The following is a 13,839-nucleotide window of genomic DNA, read 5'->3' as shown; positions in this document are numbered from 1 at the left end:
GGGGGCGTCGGCGAGTGTTGTGCAGGCGATCGCGGAACGTGTGCGCGACCGGCTTCGTGAGGAACAGGCCGATCCGCTCCGCCACCCCGATTGCGCCCACCAGGCGGCCGTAGCGGAGGTTCGCCGTCACAACGACTATGCCCTCGCCCGTGGGCTCGAGTTCGTCGACGACGAGGGCGCCGCCGTCCGCGACGTGCTTGCGCGGGTGACGGGCTACGGACCGTTGCAACCGCTGTTGGACGACCCGGAGGTCGAGGAGATCTGGATCAACGGTCCCGGTGCGGTCTTCGCGGCGCGCGCGGGGCGCAGCGAGCGCGTCCCGATGCGCCTCAGCGACGAGGCGGTGCGCGATCTCGTCGAGAAGATGCTGCACGCCACCGGACGACGGGTAGATCTCAGCCAGCCGTTCGTCGACGCGTCACTTCCGGACGGAAGCCGACTTCACGTCGTCATCCCCGACATCACGCGCTCGCACCTCGCCGTCAACATCCGCAAGTTCCTTCCCGCGCGGCGGAGTCTGGACGACCTCGTCGGCGCAGGATCGCTGCCCGCGCACGTCGCTGACATGCTGCGCGACGCCATGGTGGAGGGGCGAAACGTCCTGGTGTCCGGAGCCACACATGCGGGCAAGACGACGATGCTGGCGGCGCTTGTCGGCGGGTGTCGCCCCGAGCAGCGAATCATCACGGTCGAGGAGACCTTCGAACTGGCGGTCACGGCTCCCGACATCGTCGCCCTGCAGGGGCGCCAGCCGAGTCTGGAGGGGACGGGCGCGGTGAGCCTGCGTCGCCTCGTGAAGGAGGCACTGCGCATGCGCCCCGATCGCCTGATCGTCGGGGAGGTCCGTGACGCGGAGGCACTCGATCTCCTTCTCGCTTTGCATACCGGCGTGCCGGGCGCGGCGACGATCCACGCGAACAGCGCCGACGATGCCCTGTCGCGCCTGGCCACCCTGCCGTTGCTTGCGGGCCGCAACATCGACGCCGCGTTCGTCCAACCTGCTATCGCGACCGGCGTCCACCTTGTCGTGCACTGTCGGCGCGGCACCGGCGGTGAGCGATTCGTCGAGGAGGTCATCGAGACGACCGGTCGCATTCACGACGATGCCATCGACACCCGCGTCGTCTTTCGACGGGGCCGCTCATGACGGTCGTCTGGGGCGCGGTGCTCGCTGCCGGCATCCTCCTCGTCTTGTCGCCCTGGCTGTGGCCGGCGAACGAGCGCCGCGAGGCACCGCAGCGGGACGGTCGTGTATCGCGCATGCTCGATGAGGCGGGCTTCGCCCACGCCTCCACGATGCGCCCGGTGCTCATCGCGGCTGTCCTGTCTGCGTTGTTCTGCGCCATCAGTTGGTTGGCGACCGGACTCGGCGCCGTCGCGCTGGTCGCGGCGGCGGCTGGAGCGGCAGCGCCCTTCACTTGGCTCCGCGGGCGTGCGCGGCGGCTTCGGCGGTCACGCCGCGCGCTGTGGTCGGACGTGTGCGACCTCCTGATCTCGTCCGCCCGGGCCGGCATGTCGCTGCCGGATGCCGTGGCCGCTCTCGCCACGAGCGGACCCCCTCCGCTGCGACCTGCGTTCGACCGGTTCCGCGTCGACATGGCCGCATCGGGACACTTCGACTCCAGCGCACTCCGCCTCAAGGCAGCCCTCGCCGATCCGGTGGCCGACCGCATCATCGAGACTCTCCGGATGGCGCGGCAGGTCGGCGGAACCGAGCTGACCGCCGTGCTTCGTGCGCTCTCGGCATCCGTGCGGGCCGACGCCACCCTCCGCGCCGAGGTGGGGGCGAGACAGTCCTGGGTGCGCGGAGCGGCGATCGTCGGGGTCGTGGCGCCGTGGATCGTTCTCGGCCTGCTGGCACTTCGCCCCGAGGGGGCCAGCGCTTACGCGAGCCCTGCCGGCGTCGCGGTGATTCTCGTCGGTGCGGTCGTCTCAGTCGGCGCGTACCGACTCACGATTCGCATCGGCCGCTTGCCGGAACCGCGGCGGTGGTTCGCATGAGCGTTCTGAGCCTCGCTGCATCCGCCGTTGTCCTCGGTGTCGCGCTCGGCACGGGATTGCTGTTGGTCGTCGGACGACTCCCGCGGTGGGCGGCGCCCTCGCTCTCGCGTCGTGTCGCGCCGTATCTGCGCGACATCGCCGATCCGCTCGGCATCACTCCGCTCCCGCCCGCGGCGGTGACGTCGTCGTGGCGGCTTCTGCGGGACCGCCTGGCCTCCTCCTGGGTGGCACTCGGAGGAGGAGGAAGTGTCGCGCGTCGCCTGCGTCAGGCGGGGTGGCGTCAGGATGTCGTGACCTTTCGTGCCAGGCAGCTCGGATGGGCTGTGGGTGGGCTCGGAGCGGGTGGACTTCTCGTCGTCGCACTGACCCTTCTCGGGCGTGGCGGGCCGACGCTCGCCGTGCTGCCTCCGCTGTTCGCCGCGGCCGGAGTTCTCGGCTGCGACTACCGCCTGACGAGAGCGGCGCGCCAGCGGATCGCGCGCGTCGAGGAGGAGCTTCCGACCGTGCTGGAGTTCCTTTCGCTGTGCCTGGCTGCCGGGGAAGGTTTGCGTGACGCGCTGCGTCGCGTGGGCGAGGTCGGCTCCGGCGTTCTGACCGGTGAGCTCCGCGCGGCCGTGCTGGCGAGCGGCACCGGCTCGAGCCTGCCGGATGCGCTGCTCTCGGTGTCGAAGAACCTCGACGTGCCGGCACTCGCGCGAGCAATCGAGCATCTGGTGGCGGCGATGGACCGTGGAGCGCCCCTCGCGCATGTTCTGCAGGAGCAGGCCGTCGACGCGCGAGAGGACGCCAAGCGGGGGCTGCTGGAGCTGGCCGGGCGCAAGGAGATCTTGATGCTTCTGCCGCTCGTGTTCTTGATTCTGCCCCTGTCGGTTCTCTTCGCGATCTTCCCCGGCATCGTCATGCTGCGCCTCGGTGTCGGCTGACAGGCTGAGCCGCGCCGGTCGTCGTCGCGTAGCGCGATACCTCGCGTCTCGTTCCCACTGCTGTGGATAACTCCCGCGTGCGAAATCTCATCCGATCAGACTCGACGCATGGACAGTTCACACCGATCCGCACTGCGCGAGTTCGTCGACGATGAGACGGGTGACGTTCCGGGCTGGGTGCTCGTCACATTGATGACCGCCGGACTCGTCGTCGCGATCTGGACTCTCGCCGGCCCCGCGTTGGCTGCGCTGTTCGAGCAGGCGCTGAGCCGCGTCTCGGGACTCTGACTCCGGGAATCGGCGTGGAGAGCCTCCGCCACGATCAGCGCGGCTCGAGCACCGTCGAGTTCGTGCTCGTCGGAACGCTTCTCACTCTCTTGACCCTCGGCGTGCTGCAGCTGGCGCTCGCCGTGTACATCCGCAACGTCGTCCACGATGCGGCGGTGGAGGGCGCCTACTTCGGCGCTCTCGCCGACACGGATGCCGAAGCCGGCGCCGCCCGCACTGCACAGCTGATCGCGACGGCCGTGGGTGACGGCATCGGCGCTCGGGTGAGCGCAGCGGACACCGACACGGCGCGCGGACCGGAGGTGGAGGTCCGCGTGGTGGCGACGCTCCCACTGGTGGGACTGCTCGGAGTGCCCTCCGGGATGGAGGTGAGCGCCCGTGCCCCGCGTGAGAGTTTCGACTGACGCACCGCGAGCGATCCGGGGTGCGACGCTCGGAGACGACAGCGGCTCGGCATCCCTGGAGTTCGTCACCGTCGGGCTCATCCTGCTCGTGCCCCTCGTCTACCTCATCGTCGCGCTCGGCAGCATCCAATCCCAGGCGCTGGGAGCCGAAACAGCTGCACGGCAGCTCGCCCGCACGATCGCCTCGTCATCCGACCGAGCGACAGCCGATGCCCGCACTCAGCGGGTCGTCGATGCCATCGCCGCCGAATACGGCATCGACCGCTCGACTCTCGACGTTCAGGTGCAGTGCGCCACGCCCGGGCCGTGCCCCGCGGCCGGCGCGATGCTCTCGGTCACGGTGACGGCAGAGGTGCCGTTGCCGCTGGTCCCGCCGGTGCTGGGTCTCGACCAGGCGACGCGCGTGCCGGTCACCGCGACCGGGGTGCAGAAGGTCTCCCGCTATTGGGTCGAGCCGTGAGGGCCCTCGCGTCGCGCCTTCGAGACGATGAAGACGGCAGCGTGCTGATCCTGGCGCTCGGTTACTTCGTCATCGCGGTCGTGCTGGTGCTCGTGTGCGTCGACGCGACGAGTCTCTACCTCACGCAGAAGCGCCTGGATGCCGCCGCCGACGCGGCTGCCCTCGCCGGAGCGGACGGCTTCACCCTCACCGTCGACGCCTCCGGTCCGGCTGCACGGCTGACGGATGCCGGCGTCTACGATCAGGCCGAGGAACTGCTCGCGGCCACTCAGACGGCCGAGCTCGTCGCGGCATCCACCCCTGATGGCGTCTCGGCACGCGTCACGGTCGCGACGACCTGGCGGCCGCCCGTGCTGACGCTGTTCGTCCCGGACGGCTGGCCGCTGGAGTCCACCGCGACCAGCCGTACCGCGTTGCGATGAGAGCTACTCTGCCCCTGCACGCCGTGGCCATGCCCGCTACCCGGACGGCAGCCGCCGCGAAATGGGCTCCGCCGCCGCACGGCGTTCCGCAGGCACGGGGATCGCGTTCGAGAAGCCTCCCGACGAGCCGGTCGGGTATCGCACCTGGTACCACGCCGCCGCTTCTGCGTCGCGCCGCTCGACGCTCTCGCTGTACGTGCCGCTGACGACGGCGAAGACATGCTCCTCGAGCTCGTCGGCCTCGGGCTGCCATGAGGTGTCGCAGGCGTCGCACCCGCACAGCGGGAAGGGGAAGTCATGCCGCAAGCCCGCGTGCAGGAGCAGACCCGGGAAAGCCGTGAACGCGAACGTCAGCCCAGCGCAGTCCGGCTCGCGCGGACGCACCCTGACGGCCCGTGGTACCTTCCGTAATCGATGACCTGCCCGTCGGCGTCGACGAACACCTGCGGTGCGATCGACGGGCGGGTGTACCGGCTCATCCCGTCATCCTGCCGCAGGCGTGATCGCCGCGCACTCACCGCGTGCGCGGCACGAACCTCGGCACCCAGCGGATGAACCCGGCCGCCCCCGCGAGGCCGATCACGCCGATGACGCCGGTGGCGACCGAGAGGGAGACCACCGCGGCGACGGCAGAGACGAGCAGGGGAGCGATCGCACCCCCGGCATCCGTCAGCGTCCGCCACGACCCGAGGAAGGCCGCCGGGTCGTCCTGCGGCGCGACGTCGGCGCCGAGCGTGAGCAGGATGCCGCTGGAAAGACCATTGCCCACGCCCAGAACCGCCGCGAACAGCGCGAACCACATCGCCGCCTGCGACAGGTCGTGCGTGAACGCGAGCGCGAGGAAACCCGACCCCATCAGCACCATCGCGGGAAGCGCAGCCCAGAGGCGGCCGAAACGGTCCATCACCTGGCCGCTCGCGTAGAAGTGGGCGAAGTCGATCGCGCCGGAGATGCCGACGACGAGCGCGATCGTCTGCGCGTCGAGCCCGATCGACACGCCCCACAGCGGCAGCACCACCTGACGCGCCGACCGCACCGCCGAGAGGGATGCCGCCGCGAGCCCCAACCGCGACAGCACGCCGCGGAAGCGCCACATCGTGCGGAAGACGCCCACGCGTTCGGGCACGGGGATCGACCCGGTGACAGGCTCACCGGTGTCTTCGGCGAGCCTCGAGTCGCCGGACGAACGCCTGACGCGGGGGACCGGCACGGCATCCTCCGGGTCGGGGCCGAACACGAGCAGTGCGATCGTGGCGAGCAGGCACGCGCCGAAGAACCAGACCGTCGAGTTCTCATCGCCGAAGATCGCGATGAGGGCGGCGGCGAGGAAGGGCCCGACGAACATGCCGAGGCGGAACGTGCCGCCCAGCAGCGACAGCGCCCGCGCCCGGTAAGCGATCGGCACCCGCGTCGTCATGAACGAGTGCCGTGCCAGACCGAACGCGGCCGCGCAGAATCCGATGAGGAACACCGCGGCCGCCAGCACCGGCAGGCTCGGTGCGAACAGCATCCCGGCGACGCCGCCGAGTGCGAGGACCCCGCCGACGATCATCGTCATCCGCTCGCCGATGCGGCTCACGGCCCAGCCCGCCGGGATGTTGCCGCAGAGCTGTCCGACGACGAGTGCCGAGGCCACGAGTGCTGCGGTCGGAACGTCGGCACCCAACTGCGCCGCGATCACCGGGAGGAGCGGAACCACCGCGCCCTCGCCGAGGGCGAAGAGCACGGTCGGACCATAGATCATGGGCGCAAGACGCCAGAGCATCGGTCCCATGCCGGGCGCGGACGCGGGATCTGGCATGCGGGAGCTCACCCGATCCACGTTAGTCTGGAGTGTCATGCTTGATTTCGATCCTTCCGCCGACATCCAGGCCCTGCGTTCCACCTTCTCCGACATCCAGGCGGTGGTCGACGTCGAGGGACTGCGTGCGGAGATCGCGCGCCTGTCCGACGAAGCCGGTGCCCCCGACCTCTGGGACGACGTCGAGAAGGCGCAGAAGGTCACGAGCGCACTCAGCCATCGTCAGGCCGACCTCAAGCGCGTCACCGACGTCGAGCAGCGCCTCGACGACCTCGATGTGCTCGTCGAGCTGGCGCACGAGATGGACGACGAAGACACCGCGGCCGAGGCGCGCCGCGAGATCGCCGCGCTGCAGGACGTCATCGGCCAGCTCGAGGTGCAGACGCTGCTGGACGGCGAGTACGACGACCGCCCCGCGGTCGTCACGATCCGTTCCGGCGCGGGCGGCGACGACGCCACCGACTTCGCCGAGATGCTCCTGCGCATGTACCTGCGTTGGGCGGAACGGCACAAGTACTCCGTGAAGGTCATGGACACCTCCTACGCGGAGGGCGCGGGCATCAAGTCCGCCACGTTCGAGGTCGACGCCCCCTACGCGTACGGCACCCTGTCGGTCGAGGCCGGCACGCACCGACTGGCGCGCATCAGCCCGTTCGGCGGCGCGGACAAGCGCCAGACGTCGTTCGCCGCGGTCGAGGTCATCCCCGCGCTCGAAGAGGCCGTCGAGGTCGAGGTTCCCGAAAGTGACATCCGCGTCGACGTGTTCCGCTCGTCGGGCCCGGGCGGTCAGTCGGTGAACACGACCGACTCCGCGGTGCGCATCACCCACCTGCCGACAGGCCTCGTCGTCTCGATGCAGAACGAGAAGAGCCAGATCCAGAACCGCGCTGCGGCCATGCGCGTGCTCCAGACGCGTCTGCTGCTGCTCAAGCGCGAAGAGGAGGCCGCGAAGAAGAAGGAGCTCGCCGGTACCATCACGGCCAGCTGGGGCGACCAGATGCGTTCCTACTTCCTCTACGGCCAGCAGCTCGTCAAGGATCTCCGCACCGGTTACGAGGTCGGCAACCCCGCCGTCGTCTTCGATGGCGACCTCGACGGCCTCATCGCCGCCGGCATCCGCTGGCGCAAGCGCAAGGACGACGACGACTGATCAGTCGCGGCCCAGCCATGTCGTGATGGCGTCGCGGAACGCGGTGGGCTGTTCGACCCAGGGGTAGTGCCCGCAGGCGGCGAGCCAGACGAGGTCGGCTCCGAGTGCTGCGGCGTAGTCGGCAACCGGTCGAACGCCGGTGAGCAGGTCGGCGTCGCCGGCGATGATCGTCGTGGGTGGAAGAGACGCCGAGCGGATGCGCTCGGCCGCATCGGCCGGAATGTCTTGGAACCACGCGGATGCCGCTGGAACTGCTCGGCGAAGCCGGCGTCGGTGGTCGCGGTGTCCTCGCCCAGCGCGGCGAGCGCGGAAACGACCTCGGGCTCGGTGCGGGCGGCGCCGATGGTCGCCGCGTCGGATGGCGATCCGGAGAGCCAGGTCGCCGGCGGAGTGATCAGCGCCAGGGACGCGACGCGGCCCGGGTAGCGCGTCGCGGTCGCCAGCGCGAGCCGCGTGCCGGCCGAATGAGCGAGCACGGAGACCGAGGGAACGTGAAGCGCGTCGAGCAGAGCGACGACGTCGTCGGCATCCGTCCACCATCCGCGTGACAGGCCGCCGGTTCGGCTCGTGCCGCGTGGGTGCAGCACGATGACGTGCGCGCTCTCGCCGATGCCGGCGATCGAGCATGCGCACACGGCCACGCTATCGGGTGGGCAGTCGACACGCGGCGAGTGTCGCACCCGGCATCCGAAGAGCGGCGACGTAGGCTCGTCGAGTCATGATCCGGTTCGAGCACGTCACCAAGAAATACCGAGGGACCAGCAAGCCGGCGCTGAGCGACGTCGACTTCGAGGTGCAGCGCGGGGAGTTCGTCTTCCTCGTGGGCGCGTCCGGCTCGGGAAAGTCCTCCTGTCTGCGCCTGATCCTGCGGGAGGACGGCCCGAGCGAGGGCCGCGTCGTCGTGCTCGGTCGCGACCTCAAGACCCTCTCGTCACGCAAGGTTCCGTACTTCCGTCGGCACATCGGGTCGGTCTTCCAGGACTTCCGTCTGCTGCCCAACAAGACGGTGTTCCAGAACGTCGCCTTCACGCTGCAGGTCATCGGCGCATCCCGCGCCTTCATCCAGCAGGCCGTGCCCGAAGCGCTCGCTCTCGTCGGCTTGGACGGAAAGCAGAAGCGCCTGCCGCACGAGCTGTCGGGTGGCGAGCAGCAGCGCGTCGCGATCGCGCGGGCGATCGTCAACCGGCCGCAGATCCTGCTCGCCGACGAGCCCACCGGAAACCTCGACCCGGCGACCTCCATCGACATCATGCAGCTGCTCGCCCGCATCAACGCCGGCGGCACGACGGTGGTCATGGCCACCCACGAGGCCGGCTTCGTCGATCAGATGAAGCGCCGCGTCATCGAGCTACGCGGCGGTGTGATGGTGCGCGACGACCGCCACGGCGGCTACGGCGACACGTCATCGCCGCCCTCGCTGCAACCGCAGATGGAACGCGGCGCGGCAGCAACGGCCGCGCTGACCGCGGTGCTCGAACTGCAGCGCGAGATCGCGGAAGCTCCCGTCGAGCCCGTCCCCGCCCCGCCGGACGCTTCGACGGCGCCGGATGCCGTGGCATCCCCGCCCCTCACACGCCCGGCCGCTCCCGCGCCTGCAGCCACGACGCCTGCCGACCGGTCGCCGGACGCGTCGCCGCGACCGGCCATGCAGCGCCCCGCGCCGCTGCCGGCGACGACGGAGCCGGTGCCGCTCACGCGTCCGATCACCATCGCCGCCCCCGAGGTCGACCTCGGCGAGCTGGGCGTGGGTGACATCGACCTCGGCAAACTCGGGGTCGCCGACCGCCGCGGCCGCGAAGCCGACGAGAACGACGAAGTGGGACCCACCTCATGAGGATGCAGCTGATTCTCGGCGAGGCGCTCACCGGGCTGCGTCGCAACGCGTCGATGGTGATCTCCGTCGTGCTCGTGACGTTCGTCTCGCTGACGTTCGTCGGTGCCGCGATGCTGATGCAGATGCAGATCGGCAAGATGCGCGACTACTGGTCCGAGCGTGCGCAGGTCTCGGTGATCATGTGCCGCGAGGATTCCACGGCCACGACGTGTGCCGACGGCGCCGCGACGCAGGAGCAGATCGATCAGGTCTCGCAGCGGCTGTCGAGCTCCGCGCTGGGCGGAGTCGTTCGGGATGTGCGGTTCGAGTCGTCCGATGAGGCGTACCAGAACCTGCTGAAGCTCTACGGCGACGAGTACAAGGACTATGTGACGCCGGCGCAGCTGGGTGACACCTACTTCGTCGGGCTCATCGATCCCGAGAAGGCCGACGTCATCACCGAGGCGTTCAACGGGATGGCCGGTGTGGAGGAGGTGAAGAACCAGCTGCAGTATCTCGAGCCGCTGTTCTCCGCCCTCACGATCGCCACCTACATCGCCGTCGGAATCGCCGTGCTGATGCTGATCGCGGCCGTGCTCTTGATCGCGACCACCATCCGGCTGTCCGCGTACGCGCGACGGCGGGAGGTGGGCATCATGCGACTGGTCGGCGCCTCGAACCGCTTCATCCAGACGCCGTTCGTGCTCGAAGGCGTCTTCGCCGCGTTCATCGGATCGCTCATGGCGGGCGCCGCCATCGTCGTGGGCGTGCACTTCGGTGTGGGGGAGTACCTGAAGGGCCGCGTGAGCTTCATCACCGACTGGATCGACATGGGCGATGCCGCCATCGTCATCCCGGTCATCATCGTCATCGGCCTGGTGCTGGCGGCGTTGTCGGCGAGCTTCGCGATCCGCCGGTGGCTGCGGGCGTGAGATAGACTGACGGGCTGCCGTGTCCGCGGCATCCCGTCGTTCGTCGGCGGAACAACGCCATCCACCACAGAGGATCTACCATGCCCAGGGAACGCGGGGAGAAGGTCGTCGCGACCAACCGTCGCGCGCACCACGACTACACCATCGAGAAGACGTACGAAGCGGGCCTCGTGCTCACGGGTACCGAGGTGAAGTCTTTGCGTCAGGGCCGGGCCAACCTGTCGGACGGATACGCCTACATCGACGGGGGCCAGGCCTACCTCGATGCCGTGCACATCCCGGAGTACTCGCAGGGGCACTGGACCAATCACGCCTCCAAGCGCACACGCAAGCTGCTGCTGCACAAGGACGAGATCGTCAAGCTGTCGCACGCCGTCAGCGCCGGCGGGTACACGTTGGTTCCGTTGAAGCTCTACTTCTCCGACGGGCGTGCGAAGGTCGAGATCGCGATCGCCAAGGGCAAGCGCGAGTACGAGAAGCGGCAGACGATCCGCGAGCGCGAAGACAAGCGCGAGGCCGAGCGGGCGATGCGCAGCCGCAACCTCCGCGGCGAGTAGAACGCACGATCCCCGCAGAATGTGACGAACTCCGCAGCCGACAGCGTGACCGGACGCGGAGGAGGTGTCGTTCTGCGGAGTCGGAGGGATGCCGTGCGCCGCAGGCAGTGCGGACTGACGAGACCTAGCGTGCGATGAAGCGGGCCTCGACTCCCGCCGACACGACGATCTCGTCGGGCCGGAACTCGACGGCGGCGGCCCGATCGAACTCGGCCATGCCGGCGACCTTCGCCATCACCCGCGGCGCGGGACCGGGGGAGGATGCCGCGCTCAGCAGCCCCAGGTCGGCGATCTCGACCGGCACGACCTCGTGTCGTCCGATCGCCGCGGCATAGGCGGAGGCCCGCTCGACCGCGACGGCGACGGCGTCCGTGGCGACGTCGCGCTCGACACACGCGCGCGTCTCGGGCGTGAGCTGCCACTCCACAGCTCCCACCTGCAGCCCGTCGGTTCCGGCGATCTCATTGACCCAGTCCGACAGGGCGACCGTGTCGGTGAAGGTCGCGGTCAGCTCCACCGACGCGTGATGGACGAGGTCCAGCTGGCGGCCCTCGTTGTTCCACGGCCGGTCGGCCCACACCGACATGCGTTGACTCGACCAGTCCGAGATCGTTCCCCCGGACGCGAGCGCCGACAGCTGAGCGCGGACCGGCTCCGTCAGTGCGGCGACCCGCGAGACGACGGCGGCGCGCTCGGGTCCGTCGGCGGATGCCGTCACGTGCGCGACGGCGCGCTCGGGCAGCACTCGGGCGTGGCTCTCGCCGCGGACGGTGATCGTGACCTCGCTCATGGGGTAAACTGTAACGCTCGGGTGCCGACGGCAACCGAGAGACAACTCCACAGCGTGACAGTGGCTCACTCGCCGCACGGCACCTCGCCGTGACGCACACGGGGCTGATCGGTTTCGACAGCGTCTGTGAATCTGCGAGAAGCGGGCCGAGGATGCAGGGTTATCTCGTTAACGATCTCTGCGAACCTATAAGTGCCGAATCCAAGCGCACTGACTTCGCCCTCGCTGCCTAAGCGAGCCCGATAGTCCGTCAGACCGTGTGTGACCCCGCCACGGACCCTGGCGTCATCTAGGGGTCTTGCTGCGTGACGGCGCCTGGACGTCACGCGGGACTCTTCCCAGGCTGGGCTCGTCGACTTAGGTGTCTGTGACAAAGGTCGGAGCCGAGCAGAACGTCTTCACAGACTGCGCCCGGAGAAGACGCAGTATCCCAGCGTTGGACGGGGGTTCGATTCCCCCCAGCTCCACGACGCCACTGTCACCGGCGAAGGCCCCGGCATCAGATCATGGATGCCGGGGCCTTCGCCGTCTGCGGGTGTCAGTCCGCCGTGCGCTTCGTGCGACGGCGCGCGAGCAGGATGCCTCCGGCCAGCACCAGTGCCGCGCCGATGCCGGAATCCAAGGTCGAGAGGGAGATGTCGCCCGCCTTCGCCCGCACCGATCAGGTAGGAGGGGAAGGGGCGGCGATCACCCAGACTGCGGGCCGTGCGCGGCGCGCGCGGCAATGGGGCGTGAATCGCGACTGACGTCGGCTGATGGGTCTCGTGAGCGTCGGTTGTGGACGCGCTGAGAAGGGTGGTCCCGAGGAGCGGTCGGCGCGTCAGCCGGCGGTGACCGGCATGAGCAGCAAGTTCTGCTTCGTGTCCGATACAGCGACCCAGCCGTCGCCGAACTGGTACGTCATGCCGTATCCCTTGTCATCCACGGTGATCACGCGCGACGGGTCCTGCGTGATGTAGAAGCCCGAATCGGCCGGCTCACGGCGCCAGCCCTCCTTCTCGAGCTGTGCGGCCACCGTCTCGGCGTCGGCGGTGCTGATGGGTGCCCAGCCGAACTCGATGAGGTTGCCCGATGCGACCGAGTAGTTCGCCCAGGTGCAGATCAGTCCACCGTCGATCGGTGCGCTCGGCGGCTGGGTTTCGAACGTGAAGGGCGTCTGCTTGGCTGTCCATCCCTTGCTCTTGAACTCGGCGAGGGTGTCGGAGACGATCATGCTGTCGCAGGTCACAGCGCCGCCCGTCGTCGGCGAGGTGTCCGGCGTCGGTCCGGGGAGCGCCTCGGTCGGCGTGGGTGATACGGCGTTGCCGGTGGGGGTCGGGTCGGCCGCGGGCGCGGCTGACGTGCAACCGCTCAGCAGAAGAGCCGTTGCGAGGGCGACGGTGGACAGCGCGAGGGGTGCGAAGCGTGCACGTGTCATCGGCGGGGGTCCGATCGGTCAGGAGATGGCGGGCGAAGCGCGGAGGAGGGAGAGGAAGTCGTGATGAAGACGTCCGTTGGTCGCGAGCGACGAGCGCGACGACAGCGAGTCGGCTCCGTCGATGTCGGTGAACCTGCCGCCGGCTTCGTGGACGATCGGCACGAGAGCGGCGATGTCGTACTCCTTGACGCCGAACTCCGCCACGAACTCGAGTCGCCCCTCAGCGAGGAGCATGTACGGCCAGGTGTCGCCATAGCCGCGGTCGCGCCAGACTGCGCGGCTGAGGCGCAGCAGATCGTCGGCGCGGCCGACCTCGTCCCACTGCGCGAGCGACTGGAAGCTCACGCTGGCCTCGGCGACCGCGTCGACGTTCGACACACCGAGGCGACGCGCGCCGCCGTCCGGAGTGTTGGTCCAGGCGCCCTGGCCGGATGCCGCCCACCAGCGTCGCCCGAGGGCCGGCTGGCTGGCCACCCCGACGCGGGGCACGCCGTCGATGGCGAGGGCGATGAGGGTCGTCCACATCGGGATGCCCTTGAGGTAGTTGGCCGTGCCGTCGATCGGGTCGATGATCCACTGCCGGGCCGCGTCGCCCGACGTGCCGTACTCCTCGCCCAGGATGCCGTCGCCGGCCCGCTCGGCCGACAGCAGCTCGCGGAGCACACGCTCGGTGGCGAGATCGGCTTCCGTGACGTGGGAGGCGTCGGCCTTCACCTGGACGTCGAGATCGGCGGCATCGAAGCGCGCCATCGTCACGGCATCCGCCGCATCGGCAAGGCGCAGCGCGAGCCGGAGATCGTCGGTCAGGTCGCCGTCGAAGGGCGTGCTCCAGGCGGACGCGGTGGCGGGGGAGGTCACACCCTCAAGGATAGGGGTCACTC

The 13,839-nt window shown here is 69.5% G+C and carries 17 protein-coding genes and 1 other RNA gene; 12 read left to right on the top strand and 6 right to left on the bottom strand.

What is annotated here, in order from left to right; genetic code table 11:
* The 7 genes from BGN98_RS01600 to BGN98_RS01570 all read left to right on the top strand — a co-directional run.
* On the top strand, nucleotides 1–1,147 hold a 1,147-nt coding region (locus BGN98_RS01600), incomplete at its 5' end, for a TadA family conjugal transfer-associated ATPase (RefSeq protein ID WP_353681695.1).
* Nucleotides 1,144–2,001 carry a type II secretion system F family protein gene (locus BGN98_RS01595; protein WP_061683636.1) on the top strand — a complete coding sequence of 286 codons (858 nt, stop codon included), beginning with the start codon at nucleotides 1,144–1,146 and terminating at the stop codon, nucleotides 1,999–2,001. The genes BGN98_RS01600 and BGN98_RS01595, both read left to right, overlap by 4 nt.
* Nucleotides 1,998–2,924: a type II secretion system F family protein gene (locus tag BGN98_RS01590; protein WP_061683722.1), complete on the top strand. Its 927-nt coding sequence runs from the start codon at nucleotides 1,998–2,000 to the stop codon at nucleotides 2,922–2,924. Before BGN98_RS01595 ends, BGN98_RS01590 begins: the two co-directional genes overlap by 4 nt.
* Nucleotides 2,925–3,032: 108 nt before the next feature.
* Nucleotides 3,033–3,212: a hypothetical protein gene (locus tag BGN98_RS01585; protein ID WP_005055077.1), complete on the top strand. Its 180-nt coding sequence runs from the start codon at nucleotides 3,033–3,035 to the stop codon at nucleotides 3,210–3,212.
* A 14-nt stretch (nucleotides 3,213–3,226) separates the two neighbouring features.
* Nucleotides 3,227–3,616: a TadE/TadG family type IV pilus assembly protein gene (locus tag BGN98_RS01580; protein WP_061683637.1), complete on the top strand. Its 390-nt coding sequence runs from the start codon at nucleotides 3,227–3,229 to the stop codon at nucleotides 3,614–3,616.
* Entirely contained in the window at nucleotides 3,600–4,076 is a 477-nt protein-coding gene (locus tag BGN98_RS01575; protein WP_353681694.1) for a TadE family protein, read from the top strand. Before BGN98_RS01580 ends, BGN98_RS01575 begins: the two co-directional genes overlap by 17 nt.
* The gene (locus tag BGN98_RS01570) at nucleotides 4,073–4,498 is read left to right on the top strand and encodes a pilus assembly protein TadG-related protein (protein ID WP_061683639.1); all 426 of its coding nucleotides are present in this window, start codon (nucleotides 4,073–4,075) and stop codon (nucleotides 4,496–4,498) included. Before BGN98_RS01575 ends, BGN98_RS01570 begins: the two co-directional genes overlap by 4 nt.
* A 36-nt stretch (nucleotides 4,499–4,534) precedes the next feature.
* Here BGN98_RS01570 and BGN98_RS01565 read toward each other — a convergent pair whose 3' ends face one another.
* Complete coding sequence (locus BGN98_RS01565) at nucleotides 4,535–4,882, bottom strand: DUF6226 family protein (protein WP_288119120.1); 348 nt, start codon at nucleotides 4,880–4,882, stop codon at nucleotides 4,535–4,537.
* 130 nt (nucleotides 4,883–5,012) lie between these two features.
* A complete protein-coding gene (locus BGN98_RS01560) occupies nucleotides 5,013–6,263 on the bottom strand; it encodes an MFS transporter (RefSeq protein ID WP_082784347.1) in 1,251 nt (416 codons plus the stop codon).
* A 73-nt stretch (nucleotides 6,264–6,336) separates the two neighbouring features.
* Here BGN98_RS01560 and prfB point away from each other — a divergent pair, with 73 nt between their 5' ends.
* On the top strand, nucleotides 6,337–7,449 hold the full coding sequence (gene prfB / locus BGN98_RS01555) for a peptide chain release factor 2 (RefSeq protein ID WP_036288717.1): 1,113 nt from the start codon (nucleotides 6,337–6,339) through the stop codon (nucleotides 7,447–7,449).
* Here the strand turns inward: prfB and BGN98_RS14730 are convergent.
* On the bottom strand, nucleotides 7,350–8,036 hold the full coding sequence (locus BGN98_RS14730) for an alpha/beta fold hydrolase (RefSeq protein ID WP_353681696.1): 687 nt from the start codon (nucleotides 8,034–8,036) through the stop codon (nucleotides 7,350–7,352). The two genes, prfB and BGN98_RS14730, sit on opposite strands and share 100 nt — an antisense overlap.
* A 131-nt stretch (nucleotides 8,037–8,167) precedes the next feature.
* Between BGN98_RS14730 and ftsE the strand changes: the two genes are divergently transcribed.
* The 3 genes from ftsE to smpB all read left to right on the top strand — a co-directional run bounded on the left by ftsE (nucleotide 8,168) and on the right by smpB (nucleotide 10,751).
* Nucleotides 8,168–9,283, top strand: a complete 1,116-nt coding sequence (gene ftsE / locus BGN98_RS01550) for a cell division ATP-binding protein FtsE (protein WP_288119117.1) — start codon at nucleotides 8,168–8,170, stop codon at nucleotides 9,281–9,283.
* The gene (ftsX, locus tag BGN98_RS01545) at nucleotides 9,280–10,194 is read left to right on the top strand and encodes a permease-like cell division protein FtsX (protein WP_039415663.1); all 915 of its coding nucleotides are present in this window, start codon (nucleotides 9,280–9,282) and stop codon (nucleotides 10,192–10,194) included. The genes ftsE and ftsX overlap by 4 nt, the downstream gene beginning before the upstream one ends.
* 80 nt (nucleotides 10,195–10,274) lie before the next feature.
* Nucleotides 10,275–10,751, top strand: a complete 477-nt coding sequence (gene smpB / locus BGN98_RS01540) for an SsrA-binding protein SmpB (RefSeq protein ID WP_039415660.1) — start codon at nucleotides 10,275–10,277, stop codon at nucleotides 10,749–10,751.
* Between the two features lie 124 nt (nucleotides 10,752–10,875).
* Here the strand turns inward: smpB and BGN98_RS01535 are convergent, their stop codons facing one another.
* Entirely contained in the window at nucleotides 10,876–11,541 is a 666-nt protein-coding gene (locus tag BGN98_RS01535) for an SIMPL domain-containing protein (protein WP_288119112.1), read from the bottom strand.
* A gap of 100 nt (nucleotides 11,542–11,641) precedes the next feature.
* Here BGN98_RS01535 and ssrA point away from each other — a divergent pair.
* Nucleotides 11,642–12,011, top strand: a transfer-messenger RNA (tmRNA) gene (ssrA, locus tag BGN98_RS01530).
* A gap of 350 nt (nucleotides 12,012–12,361) precedes the next feature.
* Here ssrA and BGN98_RS01525 read toward each other — a convergent pair.
* Both BGN98_RS01525 and BGN98_RS01520 read right to left on the bottom strand, forming a co-directional pair.
* Nucleotides 12,362–12,958: a nitrate ABC transporter substrate-binding protein gene (locus BGN98_RS01525; RefSeq protein WP_288119110.1), complete on the bottom strand. Its 597-nt coding sequence runs from the start codon at nucleotides 12,956–12,958 to the stop codon at nucleotides 12,362–12,364.
* Between the two features lie 18 nt (nucleotides 12,959–12,976).
* Nucleotides 12,977–13,816: an inositol monophosphatase family protein gene (locus BGN98_RS01520; RefSeq protein WP_288119108.1), complete on the bottom strand. Its 840-nt coding sequence runs from the start codon at nucleotides 13,814–13,816 to the stop codon at nucleotides 12,977–12,979.
* Nucleotides 13,817–13,839 lie beyond the last annotated feature (23 nt).

Source organism: Microbacterium sp. 69-7 (genome assembly GCF_001897985.1).
GTDB lineage: Bacteria > Actinomycetota > Actinomycetes > Actinomycetales > Microbacteriaceae > Microbacterium > Microbacterium laevaniformans.
The sequence above is the reverse complement of the archived record's forward strand: the minus strand, read 5'-3'. Positions and strand labels throughout refer to the sequence as shown.

Excerpts from the sequence above, each read along its gene's own strand:
- ftsE (WP_288119117.1), top strand. The coding sequence starts at position 8,168 with ATGATCCGGTTCGAGCACGTCACCAAGAAATACCGAGGGACCAGCAAG.
- BGN98_RS01595 (WP_061683636.1), top strand. The coding sequence starts at position 1,144 with ATGACGGTCGTCTGGGGCGCGGTGCTCGCTGCCGGCATCCTCCTCGTC.
- BGN98_RS01585 (WP_005055077.1), top strand. The coding sequence starts at position 3,033 with ATGGACAGTTCACACCGATCCGCACTGCGCGAGTTCGTCGACGATGAG.
- BGN98_RS01590 (WP_061683722.1), top strand. The coding sequence starts at position 1,998 with ATGAGCGTTCTGAGCCTCGCTGCATCCGCCGTTGTCCTCGGTGTCGCG.
- prfB (WP_036288717.1), top strand. The coding sequence starts at position 6,337 with ATGCTTGATTTCGATCCTTCCGCCGACATCCAGGCCCTGCGTTCCACC.
- ftsX (WP_039415663.1), top strand. The coding sequence starts at position 9,280 with ATGAGGATGCAGCTGATTCTCGGCGAGGCGCTCACCGGGCTGCGTCGC.
- BGN98_RS01535 (WP_288119112.1), bottom strand. The coding sequence starts at position 11,541 with ATGAGCGAGGTCACGATCACCGTCCGCGGCGAGAGCCACGCCCGAGTG.
- smpB (WP_039415660.1), top strand. The coding sequence starts at position 10,275 with ATGCCCAGGGAACGCGGGGAGAAGGTCGTCGCGACCAACCGTCGCGCG.
- BGN98_RS01560 (WP_082784347.1), bottom strand. The coding sequence starts at position 6,263 with ATGCTCTGGCGTCTTGCGCCCATGATCTATGGTCCGACCGTGCTCTTC.
- BGN98_RS01525 (WP_288119110.1), bottom strand. The coding sequence starts at position 12,958 with ATGACACGTGCACGCTTCGCACCCCTCGCGCTGTCCACCGTCGCCCTC.